The organism is Streptomyces griseosporeus, assembly GCF_014656055.1.
Taxonomy (GTDB): domain Bacteria; phylum Actinomycetota; class Actinomycetes; order Streptomycetales; family Streptomycetaceae; genus Streptomyces; species Streptomyces griseosporeus.
This window is the reverse complement of record NZ_BNBR01000005.1, coordinates 697,142-722,213: the sequence shown is the minus strand read 5'-3', so window position 1 is coordinate 722,213 and position 25,072 is coordinate 697,142. Positions and strand designations below refer to the sequence as shown.

Below are 25,072 nucleotides of genomic sequence, written 5' to 3'. Positions count from 1 at the left end.
CATGCACGCGACCATACGCGCTAATCAGACAAAACCGACACAAGGTACGGCTGCGCCACGCCCCGACCACCCGCCCGGCAGCACGCCGGGCATTCACCGGCGCCGCGGCCCGCGACCCACTCTCGCCCGGCCGCGGCCCCGGGCGGGCTCACATCCGCGACACGTTCCGCTCGTACACCAGCCGCAGCCCGATCAGCGTCAGCCACGGCTCGTGCTCGTCGATCACCGACGACTCGCCCAGCACCATCGGCGCCAGTCCGCCCGTCGCGATCACCGTCACGTCGTCCGGGTCGTCCGCCAGCTCGCGCGCCATCCGGCTGACCACGCCGTCGACCTGCCCGGCGAAGCCGTACACGATGCCGGCCTGCATCGCCTCGACCGTGTTCTTGCCGATCACGCTCCGCGGCCGCGCCACCTCGATCTTCCGCAGCTGGGCGCCCTTGACGCCCAGCGCCTCCACCGAGATCTCGATGCCGGGCGCGATGACCCCGCCGACGTACTCCCCGCGCGCGGAGACCGCGTCGAACGTCGTCGCCGTACCGAAGTCCACGACGATCGCCGGACCGCCGTAGAGGTCGACCGCCGCGACCGCGTTGATGATGCGGTCGGCGCCGACCTCCTTGGGGTTGTCGGTCAGGATCGGCACGCCCGTCTTCACGCCGGGCTCGACCAGCACGGCCGGCACGTCGCCGTAGTAGCGGCGGGTCACCTCGCGCAGCTCGTGCAGCACCGACGGCACGGTCGCGCAGATGGCGATGCCGTCGATGCCGTCGCCCAGCTCGTCGCCGAGCAGCGGGTGCATGCCCATCAGGCCCTGGAGCAGGACCGCCAGCTCGTCGGCGGTGCGCCGCGCGTCGGTGGAGATCCGCCAGTGCTCGACGATGTCCTCGCCGTCGAAGAGGCCCAGGACGGTGTGCGTGTTGCCCACGTCGATCGTGAGGAGCATCGCCCTTACTCCGCCTCGCGCAGGTCCAGGCCGATGTCCAGGATCGGCGACGAGTGGGTCAGGGCGCCTACGGCGAGGTAGTCCACGCCGGTCTCGGCGTATACGCGCGCGGTGTCGAGCGTGAGGCGGCCGGAGGCCTCCAGCAGGGCCCGGCCGCCGACGATGCCGACGGCCTCGGCGCACTCGTCCGGCGTGAAGTTGTCCAGCAGGATCAGGTCCGCGCCCGCGTCGACGACCTCGCGCAGCTGGTGCAGCGTGTCCACCTCGACCTCGATCGGCACCTCCGGGAAGGCCTCCCGTACGGCCTTGAAGGCCTGCGCGACGCCGCCCGCGGCGACCACGTGGTTGTCCTTGACCAGGGCCGCGTCCGACAGCGACATGCGGTGGTTGACGCCGCCGCCGCAGCGCACCGCGAACTTCTCCAGCGAGCGCAGGCCCGGCGTCGTCTTGCGGGTGTCGCGGACCTTCGCCTTCGTGCCCTCCAGCGCGTCCGCCCACGCGCGCGTGGCGGTGGCGATGCCCGACAGGCGGCACAGGACGTTCAGCGCGCTGCGCTCGGCGGTGAGCAGGTCGCGGGTGCGCGAGGTGATCGACAGCAGCTTCTGCCCGGCCTCGACGCGGTCGCCGTCCTCCACGTGCCGCTCGACCTCGAACTCGTCGGTGCACACCACGGAGACGATCGCCTCGGCGACCCGCAGCCCGGCCACGACGCCCGCCTCGCGGGCGACGAAGTCCGCGGTGGCGACGGCGTCCTCCGGGATGGTCGCGACGGTCGTCACGTCCACGCCGTGGTCCAGGTCCTCCTGGATGGCCACGTTGGCGATGTCCTCGACCTCCACGGGGTCGAGGCCGGCGTCGGCCAGGAGCTGCGCGAGCGCGGGGTCGAGGCCGCACTCCAGGTATTCCTCGTCGCCGTCGGCACCGCAGCCGCAGCCGTCGCCGCAGCCGCCGCTGGGCACGAGGGGAAGGTCGTTGCTCACTTCAGTCACTGCTCCTGGGGACGCTGGGTCGGGGGGAAGTCTGCGGTGTCCGTGGTGCGCACGGCCAGGGTGCGGTCCGGATTCAGCCGTACGACGATGTGGCGGCGCCAGTGGGCGTCGTCGCGCTCGGGCAGGTCCTCGCGCCAGTGGCAGCCGCGGGTCTCCTCGCGCATCAGGGCGGCGGCGACCAGGACGCGGGCCACGCACATCAGGTTGGTGGCCTCCCAGGTGTCCACGCCCGGCTCGGCGGTCTTGCCGTTCTCGTCGAGCGCGTCGCGCGCCTCGGCGTGCAGCTGCTGGAGCTGCTCGGCGGCCTTGCGGAGGGACTCGGCGGAGCGCAGCACGCCCGCGCCGTTGGTCATGATCCGCTGGACGGCGAACCGGGTCTCCGGCGCGAGCAGCGGGTGCGCGGGGCGCTCCGGGTGGGACACCGGCTCCGGTACGCGCGCGTGCAGGGCCTCGGCGGTGCGGCCCGCCGCGATGTCCGCGGCGATGCGCTCGGCGTAGACCAGGCCCTCCAGCAGGGAGTTGGAGGCGAGCCGGTTGGCGCCGTGCACGCCGGTGCAGGCGACCTCGCCGCACGCGTACAGACCCGGGACCGTCGTACGGCCGTGGGAGTCGGTGCGGACGCCGCCGGAGGCGTAGTGGGCGGCCGGGGCGATCGGGATCGGCTCGTGGACGGGGTCGATGCCGTGGGCGCGGCAGGCGGCGAGGATCGTCGGGAAGCGCTGCTCCCACATCTCGGCGCCGAAGTGCCGGGCGTCGAGGAACATGTGCTCGGCGTCCTTCTCCTGCATGCGGCGCAGGATGCCCTTGGCGACGACGTCGCGGGGCGCCAGCTCGGCCAGTTCGTGCTGCCCGAGCATGAAGCGCACGCCGTCGGCGTCGACCAGGTGGGCGCCCTCGCCGCGGACCGCCTCGGAGACGAGCGGCTGCTGGCCCTCGGCCTCGGGGCCGAGGAAGAGCACCGTCGGGTGGAACTGGACGAACTCCAGGTCGGAGACCTCCGCGCCGGCGCGCAGGGCGAGCGCCACGCCGTCGCCGGTGGACACGGACGGGTTGGTCGTCGCGGAGAAGACCTGGCCCATGCCGCCGGTGGCGAGGACGACCGCGGGCGCGTGCACCGCGCCCACGCCGTCGTGCTGGCCCTCGCCCATCACGTGCAGGGTGACGCCGGCGGTGCGGCCGGCGGCGTCGGTGAGCAGGTCCAGCACGAGCGCGTTCTCGATGGTGCGCAGCCCGCGCGCGCGGACCGCCTCGACGAGCGCCCGGGAGACCTCCGCGCCGGTCGCGTCACCGCCCGCGTGCGCGATACGGCGCCGGTGGTGGCCGCCCTCGCGGCCGAGCGCGAGACCGCCCTCGGAGGACTCGTCGAAGTGGGCGCCGGTCGCGATCAGCCGCCGTACGGCGCCGGGGCCCTCGGTGACGAGGGTGCGCACGGCCTCGGTGTCGCACAGGCCCGCGCCCGCGACGAGCGTGTCGTCCAGGTGCTGCTCGGGGGTGTCGCCCTCGCCGAGGGCCGCGGCGATGCCGCCCTGCGCCCAGCGGGTGGAGCCGTCGTCGAGGCGGGCCTTGGTGACCACGACGGTGTTCAGGCCGGCCGCCTCGCAGCGCAGGGCCGCGGTCAGGCCGGCGACGCCGGAGCCGACGACCACCACGTCGGCGTCGATGGACCACCCGGGCGCGGGCGCGTGCAGTCGTATGCCTGTGCTGGTCACGAGGCGGCTCCGAAGGTGAGGGGAAGGTTGTCGATCAGCCGGGTCGTGCCGACCCGGGCGGCGACGGCGAGGACGGCCTCGCCGGTGAAGTCGGCCCCGATCTCGGTGAAGTCGGACGGGTCGACGAGGGCGAGGTAGTCCAGTTCGAGCGGCGGGTCCAGGCGGGCCGCCTCGTCGAGGACGGCCCGCGCGGCGGCGCGTACGGCCGCGGGGCCGCCCGGGGAGGCCTTGGCGACGGCGTGGGCGTCGGCGGCGGCGCGGGACTCCCCGATGGCGCTCAGGGCCTCGGCACGCGCGTGCGTGGCGGGCACCTCACGCGCGCGTGCGGCGAGCGCCTCCTGCGCCGCGTGCCGGTCGCGGCCGGCGAACAGGGCGCGGGACAGGGCGAGCGCGGTGCGCCGCTCCTGCGGGGACAGGTAGCGGTTGCGGCTGGACAGGGCCAGCCCGTCGGCCTCGCGCACGGTGGGCACGCCGACGATCTCGACGCCGAAGTTCAGGTCCCGCACCATGCGGCGGATCAGCGCCAGCTGCTGGGCGTCCTTCTGGCCGTAGAGCGCCACGTCGGGACGGGTGAGGTGGAGCAGCTTGGCGACGACGGTGAGCATGCCGTCGAAGTGGCCGGGGCGGGAGGCGCCCTCCAGCCGCTCGCCCATGGGGCCCGCGCTGATCCGGACCTGGGGTTCGCCGCCCGGGTAGACCTCGTCCACGGCGGGGGCGAAGACGACGTCGGCGCCGGCCTGCTCGGCGACCTTCAGGTCGGCGTCCAGGGTGCGCGGGTAGCGGTCCAGGTCCTCGCCCTTGCCGAACTGCAGGGGGTTGACGAAGACGGTGACGACGACCTCGCCGTCCGGGCCGGCGATCTCGCGCGCGGTGCGGACCAGGGTGGCGTGGCCCTCGTGCAGGGCGCCCATGGTCATCACGACGGCACGGCGGCCGGTACGCGCGCGTGCGTGGAGTTCGCCGGTGGTGCGCAGCAGGGTGGTGGTCATCGGGCATCCCCTTCGGTGCCGTCGCTGCCGTCGGTTGCAGAGGTGCCGCTTCCGGTCCCGTCGGCGAGGACGCCCAGCAGGTCCTCGGCGAGTTCCGGCTTCAGCAGTCCGTGGGCGAGTGCCCGGTCGGCGGTCGCGCGTGCCATCGCCAGGTATCCGGCGACGGTCTGCGGCGAGTGCCTGCGCAGCTGCTCGACATGGGCGGCGACCGTGCCCGCGTCGCCGCGCGCCACGGGGCCGGTCAGGGCGGCGTCGCCGGAGCGCAGGGCGTTGTCGAGGGCGGCGCCGAGGAGCGGGCCGAGCATCCGGTCGGGGGCCTCGACGCCGGCCTCGCGCAGCAGCTCCATCGACTGCGCGACCAGGGTGACCAGGTGGTTCGCGCCGAGGGCGAGCGCCGCGTGGTAGAGCGGGCGGCGCTCCTCGGCGATCCACTCGGGCTCGCCGCCCATCTCGATGACGAGGGCCTCCGCGGCCAGCCGCAGCTCCTCGGGCGCGGTGACGCCGAAGGAGCAGCCGGCCAGGCGCTGCACGTCGACGGGGGTGCCGGTGAAGGTCATCGCCGGGTGCAGCGCGAGCGGCAGCGCGCCCGCGCGCACGGCGGGGTCGAGGACGCGTGCGCCGTACCGCCCGGAGGTGTGCACGAGCAGTTGCCCGGGGCGTACGGCGCCGGTCTCGGCGAGGCCCGCGACCAGGCCGGGCAGCGCGTCGTCGGGGACGGTCAGCAGGACCAGATCCGCGCGCTGGAGCACCTCGGCGGGGGGCACGAGCGGCACGTCGGGCAGCATCTGCGCGGCGCGTCGCCGCGAGGCGTCCGAGACCCCCGAGACGGCGACCGGGCGGTGCCCGGCGAGCTGGAGGGACGCGGCGAGCGCGGGGCCCACACGTCCGGCGCCGACGACGCCGACGGTGAGCCGCGCGGGGCGGTCCCTGGGATCTGGCTGTTGGCTTGTACTCACGCGTCGGCGGCCTTCCGTTCCAGTCCGCTCGGGGTACCGGACGATTTCTCGTCATGTTAACGCTATCGGTCAGGGCGGCGTCCGGTTGTCCACAGGCTGTGGGCTTTCGCACGTCCGGGCGTACGGCCCGGGATCGGAAACCCGGGTGCCCGCGCCGCACGGCACACGGCATGATCCGCCGCATGAGCGACACCGAGGACCACGGCGGCGACCCCGCGGGGCGGACGGCGGACAAGACCTTGCAGGAGCGGCGGTGGGCCGCCTACCAGCAGGCGCGGCGCGCACTGACCCGCGGCGGCTTCCGCGGCACCGTCCGCGAGCGGCTGGAGCTGCTCCAGGAGGCGGCACCCCAGGTGTACGACCTGGACCAGCCGCCGGACATGTACGGCAACCGGATCGTCGAGACCCTGGAGGAGCGCGTCGCCGCGCTGCTGGGCACGGAGGCGGCCGCGTTCTTCCCGACCGGCACCATGGCGCAGCAGATCGCGCTGCGCTGCTGGGCGGGCCGCACCGGCAACCCGGTGGTCGCGCTGCACGCGCTGGCCCACCCGGAGGTGCACGAACGGGACGCGTTCAGCACGGTCAGCGGCCTGCGCCCGGTGCGCGTGACGAGCGAGCCGCGGCTGCCGACGGCCGAGGAGGTGCGGTCCTTCGAGGAGCCCTTCGGCGCGCTGATGCTGGAACTACCCCTCAGGGACGCCGGTTTCGTGCTGCCCTCCTGGGAGGAGCTCACCGAGGTGGTGGAGGCGGCGCGGGAGCGCGATGCGGTGGTGCACTTCGACGGCGCGCGCCTGTGGGGGACGACCACGCACTTCGGCCGCCCCCTGGACGAGATCGCGGGCCTGGCGGACAGCGTCTACGTGTCGTTCTACAAGTCCCTCGGCGGCTTCGGCGGCGCCGCGCTCGCCGGTCCGAGGACGCTGGTGGAGGAGGCGAAGGCCTGGCGGCACCGGTACGGCGGCATGGTCTTCCAGCAGTTCCCCACGGTGCTGTCGGCGCTGATCGGGCTGGAGCGCGAACTGCCCCGGCTGCCGGAGTACGTCGCCCACGCGCGCGTGGTGGCCGCCGCGCTGCGCGAGGGGTTCGCCGAGGCGGGCCCGGCGTGGGCGCGCGTGCACCCGCGGGTGCCGCACACCCACGAGTTCCAGGTGTGGCTGCCGTACGACGCCGACGTCCTGGAGGAGGCCGCGGTGCGCCAGGCCGAGGAGACCGGGACGCTGCTGTTCGCGGGCGCCTGGTCGCGGGGCGGGCCGGGGCTTTCCTTCACCGAGGTCGGCATCCGGGCCGCCGGCCTGGAGTGGACCGCCGCCGATGTCCGGGCGGCGGTCGCGGACTTCGTGGGGCGCCTGCCCGCCGACAGTCGCTGACCGGGACGGGCCCGCCTGTCGGTGACCGGAACGGGCCCGCCTGTCAGTTACCCGGCTACGGCCGCCTGTCAATGACCCGGCTACGGCCGCCCGTCAGTGACCGGGCTGGGGTCGCCAGTGCAGCCACCGGCGCAGGGTGTGCCGTAGCCGCCCGCGGGCCGGGCGGCCGGCCAGGACCGCCTCGAAGCGGCGCCGGTCGCGCAGTTCGCGCACGACCTGCCAGTCGTTCAGGCCGGGCGCGGGCGGGGCGGGCTCGCCCAGCCGCCGGGCGCGGTGGACGTCGAGGAGGTACTGCTGGGTGACGCTCATGACGGGTTGGCCTCTTCCGCAACGGGGTGGGTGGTTTCCGGAAGGCTCCGCGGCTGCCCCGGGGGCTCCAGGTTGCTCCTGGTCACCCGGCATGTCCCGTCGATTGACGGGCGGCGTCAAACGACGGGGGCGTTGTCGGTGGCGGGGTGCACCATGGGGGCATGAGCGTGCGCATCGACATCGCGGGCCTGCCGCCGGAGCGGATCTCCGTCGTGCCCTCGCCCCTCGCCGAGCTGGGCATGGCCCTGCACGCGCTCAGCGAGCCGGGCCACCATCCGCAGCTCCAGGGCTGGGTGACCGCGGTCTCCACCCGGCTGGAGCCGGACCTGGCCGACCGGCTGTGCGAGGCGGAGTTCCTGTGGCGGACGACGTTCTCGGACGTCTTCGCCCCGTTCGCCGGCCTCCCCGGCCGGCGCGCCCTGCCGGGTGCCACGCTCGCCGAGGAACTGGACCTGCTGGACAAGCTGACGGACGAGCAGTTCGTCAACGCCGCCCTGGAGTTCACCTGCCAGCTGCGGTACGACCTGCCGGAGCCCGGCCCGCTCGCCGACCCGGCGCTGCGGCAGCGCGCGCTGGAACTCGCCGCCGCGCGCGGCAGCGTCCAGGAGCGGTTCACGCGCCGGCTGCTCACCGATCCGCCGGCCGTGCGGGGCTGGCTGCGGCAGCTCCTGCGGGACTGCGAGGAGGCGTTCTTCGCGGACACCTGGGCGCGGATCCAGCCGCAGCTCGCCGCGGACGCCCGGCACAAGACCGAGCTGCTGCGCCGCAAGGGCCTCAAGGAGGCGCTGGCCGCCGTGTCAGGCGCGGTGACGCTGGACGAGGCGGCCGGTCTCATCACGGTCGACAAGATCATGGAGGGGCACACGGCCACCGGGGACGGCGGTCTCGTCCTCGTCCCGACCAGCCTCGGCCGGCCGCATCTGATGGTGCTGCACCGGTTCGGCTGGCAGCCGGCCCTCACCTATCCGGTCAGCGGCTCGCGCCCGCAGGCCCCGACCGTCGAGCAGCTCACGCGCCGCCTGGACGCGCTGGCGCATCCGGTGCGGATGCGGTTGTGCCGTCATCTGGCGCGCGCCCCGCACACCACCAGCGAGCTGGCCGACGCGCACGGCATGTCGGCCCCGGAGATATCCCGCCACCTCAGCGTGCTGAAGAAGGCCGGGCTGGTCACCACGCGCCGCCGGGGCCGCTATGCCCAGCACCAGCTGGACCTGTCGGCGGTGGCCCGCCTGGGCAGCGACTTCATCGAGGGCGTCCTGCGCTGAGCCGTCGAGGGTGTCCCCACGACGCAGTGCAGGCCCCGGTCGGCTGGTCCCCCGACGGCGCCACCCCGGACTCGTATGCCCTGGTTCAGTCGAACCGTATGTGCCGCAGCCCCACGCCCGCCTGCCGCAGCCGGGTGCGGAGGCGGCCCTCGGTGTTCGGGCGCAGGGTCAGGCCGGCCAGGACGGCGATCCGGTCGGCGGTCTTGGGGACGGTCGAGTGGTCGGTCCACAGGTGCTCGGCGAACTCCGGCTCGCGCAGCCGCTCCAGGCAGTGGTCGAGCTGCCGCACGGCCCAACTCTCCCGCCGGCCCGCGTTCTTCCCGGCCGCGGCCTTCAGGAGCCGTCCGAATCCCCGTTCCCGCAACCGCTCCAGTACGGTCTCGCGCTCGGCGAGCAGCGTGAAGTGCCGTACGTCATGACCGAGTTCGCGCAGCCGGCCGACCGTCTCGGCGAAGTACCCGGAGTCGGTGACGGTCATAGGGGCGATGACCACGCCGTCGTGGTGGGTGAGGGCGAGGTCGAGGACCTCCACCACGCCCTGCCGCCAGGAGGCCAGGTCCTGGAAGTCGCCGCGCAGGCCGGGCGGCAGCATGCGGCGCAGGCCGAAGCCGGCGTGCTCGGGGTCGCAGACGACGCTGCCGGGCAGCCGGCGCTGGATCTCGTGTGCGGTCTGTGTCTTGCCGCCCCCGAAAGGGCCGTTGATCCACAGGAGCATGCGCAGACCCTACCGACGGCCGCGCACCCCAGGGCAGCGCTCAGCCCAGTCCGCCGGCCCGGACCAGGCCGGTCTCGTAGGCGAGGACGACCACCTGGACCCGGTCGCGCAGGCCCAGCTTGGTCAGGATGCGGCCCACGTGGGTCTTGACCGTCGCCTCCGACAGCACCAGCCGCGCGGCGATCTCGCCGTTGGACAGGCCCTGGGCGACCAGGATCATCACCTCGCGCTCCCGCTCGGTCAGCCGCTCCAGCTCCTTGTGCTGCGGCTCCTTGCCGGTGCTCGGCAGCATCGGCGCGAACCGGTCCAGCAGGCGGCGCGTGGTGGACGGCGCGACGACGGCGTCCCCGCTGTGCACGGCGCGGATCGCGGCCAGCAGCTCACCGGGCGGCACGTCCTTGAGCATGAAGCCGGAGGCGCCCGCCTTCAGGCCGGAGAAGGCGTACTCGTCGAGGTCGAAGGTGGTCAGGATGAGCACCTTGGGGGCGTCCGGCTCGGAACAGATGCGGCGGGTGGTCTCCACCCCGTCCAGCTTCGGCATGCGCACGTCCATCAGCACGACGTCGACGGAGGTGGCGCGCAGCACCTGGAGGGCCTCGACGCCGTCGCCCGCCTCCGCGACGACCTCCATGTCCGGCTGGGCGGCGAGCACCATCCGGAACCCGGTGCGCAGCAGCACCTGGTCGTCGACGAGCATCACGCGGATCGTCATCGGGTCCTCTTCCGTGTCCGTGGCGGCGCTGTCCTTGTGGACGCCGTATGGGGCTAGCGCGGTTATTGCGGGGGCTTACAGGTGTCAGCCGGGGGCGTGCGGCGGCGTCAGTGCGCCGGTTTGAGCGGCAGCAGGGCGCTGATGCGGAATCCTCCACCGGGGCGCGGGCCCGCGTCCAGGGTGCCGCCGACCATACCGACCCGCTCGCGCATGCCGATCAGGCCGTGGCCCTGGCCGTCGAAGCCGCCCTCCTCGTACAGCTCGTGCGGGGCGCCCTTGCCGTCGTCCTCCACCAGCAGGCCGAGCCCGTCGTCGAAGTACACCAGCCGCACGCTCGCACCGGCGTTCGGGCCGCCGTGCTTGCGGGTGTTGGTGAGGGCCTCCTGCACGATGCGGTACGCCGTCAGCTCCACGCCGCTCGGCAGCGGGCGCGGGGTGCCCTCCACCTTGAAGTCGACGGGCAGACCGGAGCCGCGGCACTGCTCGACGAGGTCCTCGATCTGCTGCACATCGGGCTGCGGGACGTACTCGCCGGCCTCCTGGTGCTCGCCGGTGCGCAGGACGCCGAGCAGGCGGCGCATCTCCGCGAGGGCCTGGCGGCCGGTGGAGGAGATCGTCTCCAGCGCCTTCTTCGCCTGGTCGGGCGCGGCGTCCAGGACGTAGGCGGCGCCGTCGGCCTGCACCACCATCACCGACACGTTGTGCGCCACGACGTCGTGCAGCTCGCGCGCGATCCGGGCGCGCTCGGCGGCGACCGCGACCTTCGCCTGCGCCTCGCGCTCCTTCTCCAGCCGGGTCGCGCGCTCCTCCAGTTGCGCGTAGTAGGCGCGCCGGGTGCGGATGGAGTCGCCGAGCACCCAGGCGAGCGCGAACGGCACCGTCTGGAAGACCACTATCGCCACGTTGCCCAGCGCGCTGGTCTCGTGGTTGGGCCAGCGCAGCTGTGCCACCGTCGCCGCGCTCAGGCCCGTCGCCAGCGCCAGCCGGGACGCCCAGCGCTCGCCGGTCGCGGCGACCGTGTACACGATCACCAGCAGGGCGAAGTCCGCGATGCGCGTCTCCACGTCCAGCGCCACCTGGGCGGCGCCGAGCCCGACGGCCAGCAGCAGCATCTTCTCCGGCATCCGGCGGCGCAGCGCGATCATCGCGCAGAGCAGCAGCATGACGGGCAGCACGAGCGCCGGGGAGTCGGTGCCGTGCGCCTCCTGACCGGTCAGCTCCGCCATGAGCGAGAGCCCGAACAGGAAGACGGCCCAGAAGCCGTCGACCCAGGTCGGGTGTCTGCGGAGGAAGTCATAGAGGCGCTGCACGTAACCCAGAGTAGGGAAGCCGGATGCGTGCATGGGTCAACCGGAGGACCGATCCGGATCCGATGCGTGTACTCCGCAAGGTGGAGGAGCCGATCTTCTGTGCGCCTAGTCTGTCCCCGTGGTGCACGAGGCGACGGCGGACGAGTGGTGCGGCTGGCGGGCCGCGACCGAGGCGGCCCTGTACGGGCCGGAGGGCTTCTACCGGCGCCCGGAGGGCCCCGCCGGTCACTTCCGTACGTCGGTGCACGCGTCGGCGCTGTTCGCGCGGGCCGTGGCAGGGCTGCTGTGCCGCGTCGACGAGGCGCTGGGGCGTCCCGGTCGGCTGGACTTCGTCGACCTTGCGGCCGGGCGCGGCGAGCTGACCGCCGGTGTGCTGGAGGCCCTGCCCGCCGAGGTGGCGGCACGCACGCGCGCGTACGCCGTCGAGATCGCCGCCCGGCCCGGCGGCCTCGACCCGCGGATCATCTGGCGGGCCGAGCCGCCCCGGGGGATCACCGGCCTGCTCTTCGCCAACGAGTGGCTGGACAACGTGCCCCTCGACGTCGCCGAGACCGACGCCGCCGGTGTGCCCCGGCGGGTCCTGGTACGGCGGGACGGAACCGAACGCCTCGGGGATCCCGTGCCGGAGGCGGACGCCCGGTGGCTGCGGCGCTGGTGGCCGCTGACCGGCGAGGAGGGGCTGCGCGCGGAGATCGGGCTGCCCCGGGACGAGGCGTGGGCGTCCGCGGTCGGGTGCGTCGAGCGGGGGCTCGCGGTGGCCGTGGACTACGGCCACACGGCCGACGCCCGCCCGCCGTTCGGCACCCTGACAGGGTTCCGGGCGGGCCGAGAGACGGCACCCGTGCCCGACGGGACGTGCGACATCACGGCGCATGTGGCACTGGACGCGTGTGCGGCGCACGCGGAGGGCGTGCACGCCCTCCCCCGCGCGCGCCTCATGCGCCAGCGCGACGCCCTGCGCGCTCTCGGCCTCACCGGCGCGCGCCCCCCGCTCGCCCTCGCGTCCACGGACCCCGCGGGCTACGTGCGCGCCCTGGCGGGCGCCGGGGAGGCCGCCGAACTCACCGCCGAGGGCGGACTGGGCGACTTCGGGTGGCTGGTGCAGCCGGTGGGCACGGCGGACCCGCTGGCGGAGGCGTGACGGTGTGACGTGGCGCTATTTGTCGATGTCGCCGACCACGAAGAACATCGACCCCAGGATCGCCACCATGTCCGCCACCAGCGTCCCCGGCAGCAGCTCGGTCAGCGCCTGGATGTTGTTGTACGACGCCGAGCGCAGCTTCAGCCGGTACGGCGTCTTCTCGCCCTTGCTGACCAGGTAGTAGCCGTTGATGCCGAGCGGGTTCTCGGTCCACGCGTAGGTGTGGCCCTCGGGCGCCTTCAGGACCTTCGGCAGCCGCTGGTTGATCGGCCCGGGCGGCAGCTCGGCGAGCCGGTCGAGGCAGGCGTCGGCGAGGTCGAGGGCGTTGTGCGTCTGCTCCAGCAGGCACTCGAAGCGGGCGAGGCAGTCGCCCTCCTCGCGGGTGACCACCTTCAGGACGTCCTGCAGCTCGCCGTAGGCGAGGTAGGGCTCGTCGCGGCGCAGGTCGAAGTCGACGCCGGAGGCGCGCGCGAGGGGACCGCTCACGCCGTAGGCGTGCACGGCCTGCGGGGTGAGCACGCCCACGCCCCGCGTGCGCCCACGGAAGATCTCGTTGCCGAGCACCAGGTCGTCGAAGACGTCCATGCGCGAGCGCACGGCGGCGACGGCCTCACGCGCGCGTGCCGTCCAGCCGGCCGGCAGGTCCTCCTTGAGGCCGCCGACGCGGTTGAACATGTAGTGCATCCGCCCGCCGGAGACCTCCTCCATGACGTTCTGGAGGACCTCGCGCTCCCGGAAGGCGTAGAAGACGGGCGTGATGCCGCCCAGCTCCAGCGGGTACGAGCCGAGGAACATCAGGTGGTTGAGGACCCGGTTCAGCTCGGCCAGCAGGGTCCGCGTCCACACGGCGCGCCCGGGGACCTCCATGCCGAGCATCCGCTCGACGGCGAGGACGACGCCCAGCTCGTTGGAGAACGCCGACAGCCAGTCGTGGCGGTTGGCGAGGACGATGATCTGCCGGTAGTCGCGCGCCTCGAACAGTTTCTCCGCGCCCCGGTGCATATAGCCGATCACCGGCTCCGCGCGCGTGATGCGCTCGCCGTCCAGGACCAGCTTCAGCCGCAGCACGCCGTGCGTGGACGGGTGCTGGGGCCCGATGTTGAGCACCATGTCGGTGCTCTCCGCGGCGCCGCCGATACCGACCATGGTCTCCGTCGTAGGAGTCATGGACACAGTCTCTCCTACGTACGCTGGCGGTATGGAGACGGGGAGCCCGCGGGGCGTGGGACAGGGCGCGGCGGGAGCGGCGGGAGCGGTGGCGCGGGGCGCGGCGGACGGGCCGGAGTGGACCGGGCTGCCGCCGGGGCTGCTGCGGATGCGCCGGATGCTGCTGGTGGTGTGGCTGGGCCTGCTGGCGCTGGCCGCCGGGCTGCTGCCGGGCCTCCTCGTCGGCCCCGCGTGGGCGGCGTTCGCGCTGCTGCCGCTCGCCGCGGCGGCGTGGGGCTGGGTGCTGCTCGGCCGCAACTGGCGGTCCTGGCGGTACGCCGAGCGCGCCGACGACCTGCTGATCAGCCGGGGTGTGCTGTGGCGCGAGGAGACGGTCGTGCCGTACGGCCGGATGCAGCTCGTCGAGGTCACCTCGGGGCCGGTCGAGCGGCACTTCGGGCTGGCCAGCGTCCAGCTGCACACGGCCGCCGCCGCGACCGACGCGACCATCCCGGGCCTGGACCCGGCCGAGGCGGAACGGCTGCGCGACCGGCTCACCGAACTGGGCGAGGCCCGATCGGCGGGACTGTGACGACGCCGGGCGCGGACGACGGCGTATCCCGCCTTCCCGGTGCCGTCCCCGAGCGGCGGCTGCACCCGGTCACCCCCCTGCGGCGGGCATGGGCGCCGATCGCCGTGCTCGTGGGCTGGGCCGTGCACGACCCGGACCAGACGCAGCGCCAGCTGAGCCGGCTCACGACGACCACGCTGCTGGTCGCGCTCGCCGTGATCGTCCCGGCCGCCGCCCTGTACGGCTTCCTGACGTGGTGGTTCACCCACTTCTCGGTGACCGACACCGAGCTGCGCATCCGTACCGGCCTGCTGTTCCGCCGTACCGCGCACATCCGGCTTGAGCGGATCCAGGCCGTCGACGTCACCCAGCCGCTCCTCGCGCGCGTGGCGGGGGTGGCGAAGCTGCGGCTGGACGTCGTGGGTGCCGACAAGAAGGACGAACTGGCCTTTCTGGGGGAGCGCGAGGCGCGTGCGCTGCGCGCGGAACTCCTCGCGCGCGCCGCCGGTTTCGCGCCCGAGACGGCGCACGAGGTCGGTGAGGCCCCGGCGCGCGAACTGCTGCGCGTGCCCCCGCGTGTGCTGGCCGTCTCCCTCGTGCTGACGGGCGCCACCTGGGGCTCGCTGCTCGCCGCGCTCGTCGTGCCGCCCGTGCTGTGGCTGGCCACCGAGAGCGTGTGGACGGTCCTCGCGACCGCGCTGCCGCTGCTGGGCGCGGCGGGTGCGGCGAGCGTGGGCCGGTTCGTCGGCGAGTACGACTGGACGGTGGGCGAGTCGCCGGACGGGCTGCGCATCGACCACGGGCTGCTGGACCGCAGCCACGAGACGGTCCCGCCGGGCCGGGCGCAGACGGTGCGGATCGTCGAGCCGCTGCTGTGGCGGCGGCGCGGCTGGGTGCGCGTCGAGCTGGACGTGGCCGGGTCGGACAACTCGGTGCTGGTCCCGGTCGCCCCGCGGGAGGTCGCCGCGGCGGTCGTCGCGCGGGTGCTGCCCGGCGTGACCGTGCCGGAGACGGCGTCGCTGTCCCGGCCGCCCCGGCGTGCGGGCCGCTGCCTGCCGGTGTGGTGGCGCGGCTACGGCATCGCCGTCACCGGCGCGGTGTTCGCGGCGCGGCACGGGCTGCTGCGGCGCAGCCTGGCGCTCGTGCCGCACGCCAAGGTGCAGAGCGTACGGCTCACCCAGGGGCCCTGGCAGCGGCTGTGGCGCCTTGCCGACGTCCGGGTCGACACCGGGGCGGGCAGGACCGTCACGGCGCGTCTGCGGGACGCGGGAGAGGCGGCCGAGCTGCTGCACGGGCAGGCGGAACGGTCCCGGACGGGGCGCAGGGACGCGCGGCCGGACCGGTGGATGGCCTGACGGCCACGAGCGTGCGGGGTGGCCGGGAACGGCTGCGGCGGGGCGCCCCCCTCGGAGCACCCCGCCGCGATCGCTGTTCCGTACGCCCGTCAGGACACCGCGCTGCGCAGCCCCTGCACGTCGATCTGCTCGGTCTCGTCATGTGCCGTCAGGTCGATCACCTGGCCCACGCCGCGCGACTCCTCGTCGGCCGGCTTGAACGCGGCCTCGGCCTCCGCCTTGTGCAGGGCGAAGGCCTCCTCGCCGACCACGTCGGCCAGGTCCTCGTTCTGCACCGCCTCCAGCGCGGCACGCGTGGGTGCCTTCTTCGTGCCGAAGAAGTCGAACCCGCCCTCGGCCGCCGGACGCCGTGCGGGCGGGGCGGCCGGTACGACGGCCACCGCGGTCGGCACCGCGAAGTGCCCCGCGGCCGGCTGATGGGCGGCGGGACCGCCGGCGGGCGTCTGGGGGTCGGCGGCCGCGCGCGCGTGGGCGTCGACCGCCTCGGGCTTCCCCTGCGCGCCGTCCTCCTGCGTCTCGCCCTCCCGCGCGTTCCCGGCGGCAGTGCCGCCCTCGGGACGCTCCGCGGGCTTCGCGGGCTCCGTGCGCTCAGCGTCGTCCGGGTGCTCCGCGCGGGCCTCGGTGTCGAAGCGGGCGAGCGCCGCCTGCGCCCGCAGGAACAGCTTCGAGCCCTCCGGCGAGAACACCGCCGGCGTCCGCGTCTCCTCCGCCCGGTCCCCGGCGGTCTCGGAGGCCTCCTCGGGCGCCGCGCTCTCCACCTCCGGCGCCACCCGCGCCGGCGGCAGGGCCCGGGCCGTGCCGACCGGGGCCGCGGCCTCGATCTCCAGCAGCCGGCGGCCCTCCAGGGCGCTGGCCCGCTCGGTCTCGGCGGTGGCGTACCGGCGCAGCAGGGCCGCGTGCTCGTTGCGCAGGCCCGCCAGCTCGGCACGCTTGGCGCGCAGCCGCTGCTCCAGCTTGGCGCGCAGCTCGCGCGACTCCTCCAGGTCGGTCTCCAGCTCGGCGACGCGTTCCTCGTGCCGCCACTCGTCACTCGCACGCGCGCGCGCGAGGTCGGCCACCTGCTTGCCCGCCTGCGCGTCCCAGCGGCGCATGACGGCCGCGCCGACGACCGCCGTCGCCGCGGCGACCGCCGCCAGGGTGCGCAGCAGCGTCGTATCCGTGAACACCCAGGGGCCGAACGCGCAGACCAGTGACACGCCTGCGATCGCCGAAGGTGGCATCAGCCTGTGCAAGGGCGGGGAATGGCGGTGACGTCCACGTGGCATGGCCAGAAACTTACCGCGCGTAGGCGAATCGTGGAGCCCGGCCCCGTAAAAAGACAGCCAACGCAGAAGGCCTCACAGGACGTCAGGAACAAGGGCGCCGTGCCCTCACGACAGACGTCCGCTCATCCACTGGAGCGCCGGCGGGATCTCGCGCCGCCAGGTGTTGAAGTTGTGGCCGCCCGAGTCGAGGATGATCGACGACACGCGCGTGTGGTCGGTCGCCTTCACCTGCTGGATGAACCGCAGCGTCTCCTTGTAGTTCGGCTCGCCCTGCTTGCTGGAGGTGACGAGCAGTGAGGTGTCCGGCGCCGGCTCGTGCTTGAGGTACCAGAACAGGTCCGCGCGGTTGCGGCGCAGCTTGTCGCCGTGGAAGAGGTCACCGGTGGTGGGGTCGATCGGCGCCTTGTAGTACGCCGACAGACCGACGCCCGCCGCGTACACCTTGGGGTGGTGCATGGCGATCTTCAGCGCGCAGTAACCGCCGGTGGAGTCGCCGATTATGCCCCAGCTGCCCGCTTTGGTACCGACCCGGTAGTGGCCGGAGATCGCCTCCGGGAGGTCCTTGGCGAAGAACGACTCCGTCTGCGGCCCGCCGGGGATGTCCACGCACTCCGTGTCGCGCGGCGGCGCCACCGTCGGACGCATCATCACCAGGATCATCGGCTGCATCCGCCCGTCGCTCGCCAGCTCGCGCGCCGTGCTCGGGTAGTTCAGCTTGTCCACGAGCGCCCCCGCGGTGCCCGGGTAGCCGGTGAGGACGACCGCCGCCGGGAAGGTCCGGGTGCGGTACTGCGCCTGGAAGTACTCCGGCGGCAGATACACGAACGCGGGCGTGGCGATGTGCGTCGTACGGCCCACGATCGCGATCTTCTGCACCTGCCCGCCGATCTCCGGCCGCTTGCTGCCGGAGGGCACGCGCCGCGTCTCGACCACGCGCAGCGGGCCGTCCTGGCCGCGCCCCTGCGTGTGGTCCACGACGACGCCCTGCCCGGTCTCCTGCCCGAACAGGTCCGCCCAGCTGGCGTAGAAGCCGAAGGCCTGGTTGGCGGCGAGCCCCACGCACGCGAACAGCGCCACCTGCGTGGCGAGCAGCAGGCCGACCCGCCCGCCGACCGCACGCCAGTTGCGCCGCGCGAGGCGTGGCCACAGCCACACCGTTCCGAAGAACAGCAGTACGGCGAAGAAGATCGCCAGCACCAGCACCGTATTGCTCATGAGACCCATGGGGTTCCTGCCTGCGCTTTCCGTCCCGACCCGGCCGCCTCCCGCTCCTTCGCGAGGGCTTGCCCCGGACTTTCCCCGGCCTTTGAACCGGCTTTGACGGGGAGAGTGAACCTCTCCCCCCGAGACACCGTCCTAGAGGGCGCAATGTCGCCGGATGCCCGGAAGGGCACCGGATCCAAGGTCTCTCGCAGAACTAACGGGATGCGATGTCTGTCAGGGAAGATGGGGAAATGTCGGGCGGGGTTCCGAACCGATCAAGCCGCGTGCGTCACCTTTTCCGGGGCCCGCGCCCGGAGGCCGTTCCCGTCCTCGTCGGCAGAGCCTGCGCACTCGTAGGCCTGCTGAACGTGGGCGCGGGCGTCTTCCCGCGCTTCCGGCACAGCCGTATGCACGCCATGGCGGAGGTGCTGCCGGGCTCCTTCGGGCCGTTCGCCGCGGCGCTGTCGCTGAGCGCGGGCGTACTGCTGCTTCTGCTCGCCCACGGCCTCAAGCGCGGCAAGCGCCGCGCCTGGCGGGCCGCCGTGGCACTGCTGCCCGCGGGTGCGGTGGCACAGTTCACGTATCGTCACTCGTTCCTCGGGGTGGTGATCTCCCTCGCGCTGCTCGCGCCCCTGATCATCCACCGCGACCAGTTCTCCGCCCTGCCCGACCCGCGCAGCCGGTGGCGCGCGCTCGCCAACTTCGTGCTGATGAGCGCCGGCTCCCTCGCGCTCGGGCTGGTGATCGTCAGCGTCCACCCGCACCGCATGGTCGGCAACCCGAGCCTGGCCGACCGCATCACCCATGTGATCTACGGCCTGTTCGGCTTCGAGGGCCCCGTCGACTACCAGGGCAACACCTCCTGGACCGTCGCCTTCTCCCTCGGCGCGCTCGGCCTGCTCACCGCCGTCACCACCATCTACCTCGCCTTCCGGCCCGAGCACCCCGCCGCCCGCCTCACCGAGGAGGACGAGCAGCGGCTGCGCGCCCTGCTGGACAAGCACGGCCGCCGCGACTCCCTCGGCCACTTCGCGCTCCGCCGCGACAAGGCCGTCGTCTTCTCCCCCAGCGGCAAGGCCGCGGTGACCTACCGCGTCGTCTCCGGCGTGATGCTCGCCAGCGGCGACCCCATCGGCGACGTCGAGGCCTGGCCCGGCGCCATCGAACGCTTCATGGACGAGGCCCGCGCCCACTCCTGGACGCCCGCCGTGATGGGCTGCTCGGAGACCGGCGGCGAGGTGTGGACCCGGGAGACCGGCCTCGACGCCCTCGAACTGGGCGACGAGGCGGTGGTGGACGTCGCGGATTTCTCGCTCGCCGGCCGCGCGATGCGCAACGTGCGCCAGATGGTCAAGCGCATCGAGCGCGCCGGTTACGAAACCCGGGTACGGCGCATCCGTGACCTCGGCGACGCCGAGCTGGAGCGGATCCGGCGGGCCGCCGAGGACTGGCGCGGCACCGACACCGAACGCGGGTTCTCCATGGCGCTGGGCCGCATCGGCGACCCCGCCGACGGCGACTGCCTCATCGCCACCGCCCACAAGGCCGACGAGCAGCCCGGCCCCTACGGCGACCTGAAGGCCATCCTGCACTTCGTGCCCTGGGGCCCCGACGGGGTCTCGCTCGACCTGATGCGCCGCGACCGCGCCGCCGACCCCGGCATGAACGAACTGCTGATCGTCGCCGCCCTCCAGGCCGCACCGAAATTCGCCATCACGCGCGTGTCGCTGAACTTCGCCATGTTCCGCTCGGCACTGGCCCGCGGCGAGAAGATCGGCGCCGGCCCGGTGCTGCGCGCCTGGCGCGGACTGCTCGTGTTCCTCTCGCGCTGGTTCCAGATCGAGTCCCTGTACAAGTTCAACGCCAAGTTCCAGCCCCGCTGGGAACCGCGCTTCGTGGTCTACCGGGCCTCCGCCGACCTGCCCCGCATCGGCTTCGCCGCCATGCAGGCGGAGGGCTTCGTCAACCTCGCCCTGCCGCTGCCGCGCTTCCTGCGCCGCCGCACGCCCAGCGCCCGCCCCTGCGCCCACGCGGTCTCCGAGCGCGACATGCGGGCCGCCTGACCGGCCCCCGGGGCGGCCCGCCCCCACAGCGGGCCGCCCCCGGCCGTACGGCGTTACGGCCACGGCCGGGGGCCTACGCTGAACGTATGAGCATCCACAGCGGACGCGGGAGCGTCACGGGCCTTCCGGAATGGGACCGCTGCGCCGTCATGGGCGTCGTGAACGTCACCCCGGACTCCTTCTCCGACGGCGGCCGCTGGTTCGACACGACGGCCGCCGTCAAGCACGGCCTCGACCTGGTCGCCGAGGGCGCCGACCTGGTCGACGTCGGCGGCGAGTCCACCCGGCCGGGCGCCACCCGCGTGGACGAGGCCGAGGAGCTGCGCCGGGTGATCCCCGTCGTCCGCGGCCTCGCCTCCGAGGGCGTCGTCGTCTCCGTCGACACGATGCGCGCCTCCGTCGCCGAGCGGTCCCTCGCGGCCGGCGCCGCCCTCGTCAACGACGTCAGCGGCGGCCTCGCCGACGCCCGGATGGTCCCCGCCGTCGCCGACGCCGGCGCCCCCTTCGTCGTCATGCACTGGCGCGGCTTCCTGGAAGGCGGCAACGTCGCGGGCGTCTACGACGACGTCGTCCGCGAAGTCGTCGACGAACTCCACGCGCGCGTGGAGGCCGTCCTCGCCGGCGGCATCGCCCCCGACCGCATCGTCGTCGACCCCGGCCTCGGCTTCTCCAAGAACGCCGAGCACGACCTCTCCCTCCTCGCCCACCTCGACCGGCTGCTCGGCCTCGGCCATCCGGTGCTCGTCGCCGCCTCCCGCAAGCGGTTCCTCGGGCGCGTCCTCGCGGGCCCGGACGGCGCCCCACCGCCCGCGCGGGAGCGCGACGCGGCCACCGCCGCCGTCTCCGCGCTCGCCGCGCACGCCGGCGCGTGGGCCGTACGCGTACACGAGGTACGCGCCACCGCGGACGCCGTACGCGTCGCGCACGCCGTGGAAGAGGCGCGCGCCACGGGCCACGCGCTGGGCGCGGCCTCCGCGCGCGGCGCCGAGGGAGCCCGGTGAGCGCCCCCCACACCGACGTCGAACAGGTCGAGGCCGCCAACACCGCCTTCTACGAGGCACTGGAGCGGGGCGACTTCGAAGCGGTGTCCGGGCTCTGGCTCACCCCGGCCGACCTGGGCGTCGACGAGGAGTACCACGATCCGGCCGACAGCGGCGTGGTCTCCTGCGTGCACCCCGGCTGGCCGGTGCTCACCGGACGCGGCGAGGTCCTGCGGTCGTACGCGCTGATCATGGCGAACACCGACTACATCCAGTTCTTCCTCACCGACGTGCACGTCTCCGTCACCGGCGACACCGCCCTCGTGACCTGCACCGAGAACATCCTCAGCGGCGGCCCGCCCTCCGACGGCGAGGAGCTGGGCCCCCTCGTCGGCCAGCTCGTCGTCGCCACCAACGTGTTCCGCCGCACACCCGACGGCTGGAAACTCTGGTCCCACCACGCCTCCCCCGTTCTGGCCGAAAACGACGAGGACGAAAGCGACGAGTCACCCTCCTGAGTGGGTAGACGATCTACAGGTACCGCCCACAGGGACCAAACGGGACCGGGAAGTGGTTGGAATCACGGGCCCTGGGGTATGGGCGGCTACCAACCCGTGAGCAGCCGGGTTTCCCAGGGGAAACACGCGATGAACCCTGCCGGACCCGGCCCGGCGCCCCGCCCCCGTGGCCCGGCGCTGTCAGTGCCCGCAGGTAGATTCGACTGAGGCCGGAGTGCCGCCCGCACTCGGCACGCACCGGCCGCTACCGACGATTGCAGGAGTGATTCGCGTGGATCGTGTCGCGCTGCGCGGCCTGAAGGCCCGCGGGCACCACGGTGTGTTCCCCAAGGAGCGCGAGGAGGGCCAGACCTTCATCGTGGACCTCGTCCTGGGCCTGGACACCCGCCCGGCCGCGGCCGACGACGACCTGGCGAAGACCGTGCACTACGGCATCGTGGCCGAGGAGGTCGTGGCGGTCGTCGAGGGCGAACCCGTCAACCTCATCGAGACCCTCGCCGAGCGCATCGCCCAGGCCTGTCTGAAGCACGAAGGGGTCGAGGAGGTCGAGGTCCGCGTCCACAAACCGGACGCGCCGATCACGGTCCCCTTCGACGACGTGACCGTCACCATCACCCGGAGCCGTGTATGACCGCGTTCACGCAAGGTCCCATCGACCCGACCGTCCAGCCGGTACCCGCCTCCGTCGTCGAGAGGGTCGACGCCGCCGACACCACCCTGCAGAACCCGCAGCGGGCCGTGATCGCGCTCGGCTCCAACCTCGGCAACCGGCTGGAGAACCTCCAGGGCGCCGTCGACGCCCTTGAGGACACCCCCGGCGTGCGCGTCAAGGCGGTCTCCCCGGTGTACGAGACGGAGCCGTGGGGCGTGGAGCCCGGCAGCCAGCCCTCCTACTTCAACGCGGTCGTCGTCCTCAAGACGACCCTGCCCCCGTCCTCCCTGCTGGAGCGGGCACACGCCGTGGAGGAGGCCTTCCACCGCGTCCGCGACGAGCGCTGGGGCCCGCGCACCCTCGACGTCGACATCGTGGCGTACGCCTCCGTCGTCTCCGACGACCCGCGGCTCACCCTGCCCCACCCGCGCGCCCACGAACGCGCCTTCGTGCTGGCCCCCTGGCACGACGTGGACCCCGAGGCCCAGCTGCCCGGCCGCGGCCCCGTCGCCGACCTGCTCGGCGCCGTCGGCCGCGAGGGCGTGGCGCCCCGCGCCGACCTGGAACTCCGGCTGCCCGAGTAGTCGTTAAGGTCAAGACGACCCACCACGTCCGGGGAGCTGAAGGAACACCGTGAAAGAGCTGCGCATCAGGGTGCTGGTCGGCGTGTTCGTCGTCGCCGGAGTGCTCTCCTGGGCGGGCGCCCGCCTGTGGAACGCGGTGGGGACACTCCCCCGCGTCCCGCTGGCCGCCCCGATCGTCCTCGCCCTGATCGCCGTCGTGCTGCTCGCCACGGCCGTCTCCCTGCGCGCCCGCCTGAAGGCCCAGCGCGAGCGCCGCCCCGAGGCCAAGGGTGTCGACCCCCTGATGGCGGCCCGCGCGGTCGTCTTCGGCCAGGCCAGCGCCCTGGTCGCGGCCCTCGTCGCCGGCATGTACGGCGGCACGGGCGTCTTCCTGCTGGAGTTCCTCGACATCCCCACCCGCCGCGACCAGGCCATCTACGCCGGCTTCTCGGTCCTGGCAGGCATCGCGGTGATAGCGGCGGCACTCTTCCTGGAACGCGTCTGCAAGCTCCCCGAGGACGACGACGACCACAACAAGGGGGCGGCCTCCGCGGCGTGACCTCACCAGGGCTGACGGGCGAGGTGGCCGTGCACCAGGAAGTCCGGGTACGGCTCCAGGCGGTAGCTGTACAGCGTGAACGGCTTGGTTCCCGCGGCTCTGCGCGGCCGTACTTCCCGCACCTCGGTCCAGGACGACTCGATGAGTTCCAGAGGGTGCCGGTCGGGCCGGAACGTGCCACGTGACGGCCAGTTGTCGACCACGACCAGGTGGGATGCCAGTCCGGCGGTACGGGGCGTGAACCTGGCACCGATCACACCGGCCAGCTCGGCCAGGAACGGCACGTTGGCACTGACGAGCACCCGGCCGGACCACCGTTTCGACCGGAATCCGTCACCGTCCGTGTAGCCGTCCAGGAAGCCCTCGAAGGTGTCCCGGTCGTGCAGGACGACACGGGGGAACCGCTGCCGCTGATGGTGGGCGTCGCCACCGGTGTACTGCCGCATCAGATCGGCCAGATACGACGACACCACACGGACGCGGAATCCCGGCGCCTCCCGCTGCAGATACCCGGAGGGGCGAACAACGGCCTGCACCCGGGCCGCAAGGCCGGTGGCGCCGAGCAGGGACTTCGCATACCGCTCGGCGAACGCCCGGTCGTTGACCACCAGCGAGACGTAGTTCTTGCCCACGGTCCCGTCGGAGCATGTGGCCCCCACGAGGTACCCGAGGTCATAGCCCGGTCTCACGGTCAGTCGCTCGCGGCACAGCTTCCGGGCGGGCGTCCAGGCCAGGACCGTGCCTGCGGCGTCGTGCGCGTGGACCCAACCGTCCGGGCTGCCCAGCAGCTGCTCGGGAGCGACCGTGAACGTCGCGTGGTCGGTCACCACATCCACAAGGTGACGGGCTTCGGCGGCCGCCACCTCCGCAACCGTGGTCTGGACGGTGCGTGATCCGTCCATGGTCCAGACGCGGCAGCCCACCGACACGTCCCGCGCGCGCAGACGCCCGCCCACGACGTTCACGGTCTGTTTGCTCGGTAACCCGCACCACATCGCGCGATCCCCCTCGACCAGCGAATGATCCACCGATCGAGGACGGTATCGGGCGCCACTGACAATCAGGTCACTTGGCGAGTATCAGGCTCATCGCCTCGGCACGGGTCGTGGAGTCCCGGAGCTGGCCACGCACCGCCGACGTCGTGGTCTTGGCGCCAGGCTTGCGGATGCCGCGCACGGACATGCACATGTGCTCCGCCTCGATGACGACGATCGCCCCGCGCGCCTCCAGAATGCGCATCAGCGAGTCTGCGACCTGCGTGGTGAGACGTTCCTGCACCTGCGGACGACGGGCGAACACCTCGACAAGACGGGCCAGCTTCGACAGGCCGGTGATCTTGCCGGTCTCCGCGGGGATGTATCCGACGTGCGCGACACCGTGGAAGGGCAGGAGATGGTGCTCGCACAGACTGACGATCTCGATGTCCTTGACCAGGACCATCTCGTCGTGGCCGAGGTCGAACGTCGTCGTCAGAACTTCTTCCGGCTGCTGCCTCAGCCCGGCCAGGAGCTCCTTGTACGCCCGCGCCACCCGCGCCGGCGTCTCGCGGAGGCCTTCGCGGTCCGGGTCCTCGCCGACCGCGATCAGCAGTTCGCGTACGGCGTTCTCGGCGCGCTTCTCGTCGAACTCGCCGATGGGGCCTTCGCCGTCCAGCGTCACGGGGTCGGTCATCTGGTGCCTCGTTCCTGTGCCTTTCGCGCGTAGGGGTCACGCGCCCTCACTGCGGACATACGACGATGCCGCGCCCCCCAGGCTAGAACCAGGGGGGCGCGGCATCCATTCCGGGCCC

25 protein-coding genes are annotated in these 25,072 nt (G+C 73.4%); 11 read left to right on the top strand and 14 right to left on the bottom strand.

What is annotated here, in order from left to right; genetic code table 11:
• Positions 1-148: 148 nt before the first annotated feature.
• From IE308_RS26400 to IE308_RS26380, 5 genes are read right to left on the bottom strand one after another with little or no spacing between them, the layout of a single operon-like run.
• Positions 149-946 (bottom strand): type III pantothenate kinase, encoded by a 798-nt coding sequence (locus IE308_RS26400; protein ID WP_110629578.1) that lies wholly within the window; start codon positions 944-946, stop codon positions 149-151.
• A gap of 5 nt (positions 947-951) precedes the next feature.
• Positions 952-1,935, bottom strand: a complete 984-nt coding sequence (gene nadC, locus IE308_RS26395; protein ID WP_110629577.1) for a carboxylating nicotinate-nucleotide diphosphorylase — start codon at positions 1,933-1,935, stop codon at positions 952-954.
• Entirely contained in the window at positions 1,932-3,644 is a 1,713-nt protein-coding gene (locus IE308_RS26390) for an L-aspartate oxidase (protein WP_110629576.1), read from the bottom strand. Before IE308_RS26390 ends, nadC begins: the two co-directional genes overlap by 4 nt.
• Positions 3,641-4,633, bottom strand: coding sequence for a pantoate--beta-alanine ligase (gene panC, locus IE308_RS26385; RefSeq protein WP_190219791.1), 993 nt, complete (start codon positions 4,631-4,633; stop codon positions 3,641-3,643). The genes IE308_RS26390 and panC overlap by 4 nt, the downstream gene beginning before the upstream one ends.
• Positions 4,630-5,589, bottom strand: a complete 960-nt coding sequence (locus IE308_RS26380) for a Rossmann-like and DUF2520 domain-containing protein (protein ID WP_110629574.1) — start codon at positions 5,587-5,589, stop codon at positions 4,630-4,632. Before IE308_RS26380 ends, panC begins: the two co-directional genes overlap by 4 nt.
• Before the next feature lie 182 nt (positions 5,590-5,771).
• Between IE308_RS26380 and IE308_RS26375 the strand changes: the two genes are divergently transcribed.
• Positions 5,772-6,956 carry a threonine aldolase family protein gene (locus IE308_RS26375; RefSeq protein ID WP_229909113.1) on the top strand — a complete coding sequence of 395 codons (1,185 nt, stop codon included), beginning with the start codon at positions 5,772-5,774 and terminating at the stop codon, positions 6,954-6,956.
• Between the two features lie 93 nt (positions 6,957-7,049).
• Here the strand turns inward: IE308_RS26375 and IE308_RS26370 are convergent, their stop codons facing one another.
• Positions 7,050-7,265: a hypothetical protein gene (locus tag IE308_RS26370; RefSeq protein WP_190219789.1), complete on the bottom strand. Its 216-nt coding sequence runs from the start codon at positions 7,263-7,265 to the stop codon at positions 7,050-7,052.
• 161 nt (positions 7,266-7,426) lie between these two features.
• Between IE308_RS26370 and IE308_RS26365 the strand changes: the two genes are divergently transcribed.
• The gene (locus IE308_RS26365) at positions 7,427-8,530 is read left to right on the top strand and encodes a DUF5937 family protein (protein WP_190219788.1); all 1,104 of its coding nucleotides are present in this window, start codon (positions 7,427-7,429) and stop codon (positions 8,528-8,530) included.
• An 85-nt stretch (positions 8,531-8,615) separates the two neighbouring features.
• On the opposite strand, the gene IE308_RS26360 is transcribed toward IE308_RS26365, so the two are convergent.
• The 3 genes from IE308_RS26360 to IE308_RS26350 all read right to left on the bottom strand — a co-directional run bounded on the left by IE308_RS26360 (position 8,616) and on the right by IE308_RS26350 (position 11,267).
• The gene (locus tag IE308_RS26360) at positions 8,616-9,245 is read right to left on the bottom strand and encodes an AAA family ATPase (RefSeq protein WP_190219787.1); all 630 of its coding nucleotides are present in this window, start codon (positions 9,243-9,245) and stop codon (positions 8,616-8,618) included.
• A 40-nt stretch (positions 9,246-9,285) separates the two neighbouring features.
• Entirely contained in the window at positions 9,286-9,957 is a 672-nt protein-coding gene (locus tag IE308_RS26355) for a response regulator transcription factor (protein ID WP_190219786.1), read from the bottom strand.
• Positions 9,958-10,064: 107 nt separating this feature from the next.
• Entirely contained in the window at positions 10,065-11,267 is a 1,203-nt protein-coding gene (locus IE308_RS26350; RefSeq protein WP_110636865.1) for a sensor histidine kinase, read from the bottom strand.
• Positions 11,268-11,385: 118 nt separating this feature from the next.
• On the opposite strand from IE308_RS26350, the gene IE308_RS26345 reads away from it, so the two are divergent.
• Positions 11,386-12,408 carry an SAM-dependent methyltransferase gene (locus tag IE308_RS26345; RefSeq protein WP_373314593.1) on the top strand — a complete coding sequence of 341 codons (1,023 nt, stop codon included), beginning with the start codon at positions 11,386-11,388 and terminating at the stop codon, positions 12,406-12,408.
• 15 nt (positions 12,409-12,423) lie between these two features.
• Here the strand turns inward: IE308_RS26345 and IE308_RS26340 are convergent, their stop codons facing one another.
• Positions 12,424-13,575, bottom strand: coding sequence for an NADH-quinone oxidoreductase subunit D (locus tag IE308_RS26340; protein WP_110629568.1), 1,152 nt, complete (start codon positions 13,573-13,575; stop codon positions 12,424-12,426).
• A gap of 31 nt (positions 13,576-13,606) precedes the next feature.
• Between IE308_RS26340 and IE308_RS26335 the strand changes: the two genes are divergently transcribed.
• Positions 13,607-14,146 carry a PH domain-containing protein gene (locus tag IE308_RS26335; RefSeq protein WP_373314592.1) on the top strand — a complete coding sequence of 180 codons (540 nt, stop codon included), beginning with the start codon at positions 13,607-13,609 and terminating at the stop codon, positions 14,144-14,146.
• Entirely contained in the window at positions 14,143-15,480 is a 1,338-nt protein-coding gene (locus IE308_RS26330) for a PH domain-containing protein (RefSeq protein ID WP_190219785.1), read from the top strand. Before IE308_RS26335 ends, IE308_RS26330 begins: the two co-directional genes overlap by 4 nt.
• Before the next feature lie 89 nt (positions 15,481-15,569).
• Here IE308_RS26330 and IE308_RS26325 read toward each other — a convergent pair whose 3' ends face one another.
• Positions 15,570-16,745 carry a hypothetical protein gene (locus IE308_RS26325; protein WP_190219784.1) on the bottom strand — a complete coding sequence of 392 codons (1,176 nt, stop codon included), beginning with the start codon at positions 16,743-16,745 and terminating at the stop codon, positions 15,570-15,572.
• A 105-nt stretch (positions 16,746-16,850) separates the two neighbouring features.
• On the bottom strand, positions 16,851-17,969 hold the full coding sequence (locus tag IE308_RS26320; protein ID WP_110629564.1) for an alpha/beta hydrolase: 1,119 nt from the start codon (positions 17,967-17,969) through the stop codon (positions 16,851-16,853).
• Positions 17,970-18,199: 230 nt separating this feature from the next.
• Between IE308_RS26320 and IE308_RS26315 the strand changes: the two genes are divergently transcribed.
• The 6 genes from IE308_RS26315 (at position 18,200) to IE308_RS26290 (ending at position 23,283) form a co-directional block, all read left to right on the top strand.
• A complete protein-coding gene (locus tag IE308_RS26315; RefSeq protein ID WP_110629563.1) occupies positions 18,200-20,011 on the top strand; it encodes a phosphatidylglycerol lysyltransferase domain-containing protein in 1,812 nt (603 codons plus the stop codon).
• Positions 20,012-20,097: 86 nt separating this feature from the next.
• A complete protein-coding gene (folP, locus tag IE308_RS26310) occupies positions 20,098-21,012 on the top strand; it encodes a dihydropteroate synthase (protein ID WP_110629562.1) in 915 nt (304 codons plus the stop codon).
• The gene (locus IE308_RS26305) at positions 21,009-21,509 is read left to right on the top strand and encodes a nuclear transport factor 2 family protein (RefSeq protein WP_190219783.1); all 501 of its coding nucleotides are present in this window, start codon (positions 21,009-21,011) and stop codon (positions 21,507-21,509) included. Before folP ends, IE308_RS26305 begins: the two co-directional genes overlap by 4 nt.
• A 271-nt stretch (positions 21,510-21,780) precedes the next feature.
• Entirely contained in the window at positions 21,781-22,140 is a 360-nt protein-coding gene (gene folB, locus IE308_RS26300) for a dihydroneopterin aldolase (protein WP_110629560.1), read from the top strand.
• Positions 22,137-22,745 carry a 2-amino-4-hydroxy-6-hydroxymethyldihydropteridine diphosphokinase gene (gene folK, locus IE308_RS26295; RefSeq protein WP_110629559.1) on the top strand — a complete coding sequence of 203 codons (609 nt, stop codon included), beginning with the start codon at positions 22,137-22,139 and terminating at the stop codon, positions 22,743-22,745. The genes folB and folK overlap by 4 nt, the downstream gene beginning before the upstream one ends.
• 49 nt (positions 22,746-22,794) lie before the next feature.
• A complete protein-coding gene (locus IE308_RS26290) occupies positions 22,795-23,283 on the top strand; it encodes a DUF3180 domain-containing protein (protein WP_110629558.1) in 489 nt (162 codons plus the stop codon).
• A gap of 2 nt (positions 23,284-23,285) precedes the next feature.
• On the opposite strand, the gene IE308_RS26285 is transcribed toward IE308_RS26290, so the two are convergent.
• Together IE308_RS26285 and folE are read right to left on the bottom strand one after the other, a co-directional pair.
• Positions 23,286-24,239 (bottom strand): hypothetical protein, encoded by a 954-nt coding sequence (locus IE308_RS26285; RefSeq protein ID WP_229909097.1) that lies wholly within the window; start codon positions 24,237-24,239, stop codon positions 23,286-23,288.
• A 109-nt stretch (positions 24,240-24,348) separates the two neighbouring features.
• Positions 24,349-24,954 (bottom strand): GTP cyclohydrolase I FolE, encoded by a 606-nt coding sequence (gene folE, locus IE308_RS26280; RefSeq protein WP_110629557.1) that lies wholly within the window; start codon positions 24,952-24,954, stop codon positions 24,349-24,351.
• Positions 24,955-25,072: the final 118 nt, after the last annotated feature.

Excerpts from the sequence above, each read along its gene's own strand:
- IE308_RS26400 (WP_110629578.1), bottom strand. The coding sequence starts at position 946 with ATGCTCCTCACGATCGACGTGGGCAACACGCACACCGTCCTGGGCCTC.
- panC (WP_190219791.1), bottom strand. The coding sequence starts at position 4,633 with ATGACCACCACCCTGCTGCGCACCACCGGCGAACTCCACGCACGCGCG.
- IE308_RS26375 (WP_229909113.1), top strand. The coding sequence starts at position 5,772 with ATGAGCGACACCGAGGACCACGGCGGCGACCCCGCGGGGCGGACGGCG.
- IE308_RS26370 (WP_190219789.1), bottom strand. The coding sequence starts at position 7,265 with ATGAGCGTCACCCAGCAGTACCTCCTCGACGTCCACCGCGCCCGGCGG.
- IE308_RS26365 (WP_190219788.1), top strand. The coding sequence starts at position 7,427 with ATGAGCGTGCGCATCGACATCGCGGGCCTGCCGCCGGAGCGGATCTCC.
- IE308_RS26360 (WP_190219787.1), bottom strand. The coding sequence starts at position 9,245 with ATGCTCCTGTGGATCAACGGCCCTTTCGGGGGCGGCAAGACACAGACC.
- IE308_RS26355 (WP_190219786.1), bottom strand. The coding sequence starts at position 9,957 with ATGACGATCCGCGTGATGCTCGTCGACGACCAGGTGCTGCTGCGCACC.
- IE308_RS26340 (WP_110629568.1), bottom strand. The coding sequence starts at position 13,575 with ATGACTCCTACGACGGAGACCATGGTCGGTATCGGCGGCGCCGCGGAG.
- IE308_RS26335 (WP_373314592.1), top strand. The coding sequence starts at position 13,607 with ATGGAGACGGGGAGCCCGCGGGGCGTGGGACAGGGCGCGGCGGGAGCG.
- IE308_RS26325 (WP_190219784.1), bottom strand. The coding sequence starts at position 16,745 with ATGCCACGTGGACGTCACCGCCATTCCCCGCCCTTGCACAGGCTGATG.
- IE308_RS26320 (WP_110629564.1), bottom strand. The coding sequence starts at position 17,969 with ATGGGTCTCATGAGCAATACGGTGCTGGTGCTGGCGATCTTCTTCGCC.
- IE308_RS26315 (WP_110629563.1), top strand. The coding sequence starts at position 18,200 with ATGTCGGGCGGGGTTCCGAACCGATCAAGCCGCGTGCGTCACCTTTTC.
- folP (WP_110629562.1), top strand. The coding sequence starts at position 20,098 with ATGAGCATCCACAGCGGACGCGGGAGCGTCACGGGCCTTCCGGAATGG.
- folK (WP_110629559.1), top strand. The coding sequence starts at position 22,137 with ATGACCGCGTTCACGCAAGGTCCCATCGACCCGACCGTCCAGCCGGTA.
- folE (WP_110629557.1), bottom strand. The coding sequence starts at position 24,954 with ATGACCGACCCCGTGACGCTGGACGGCGAAGGCCCCATCGGCGAGTTC.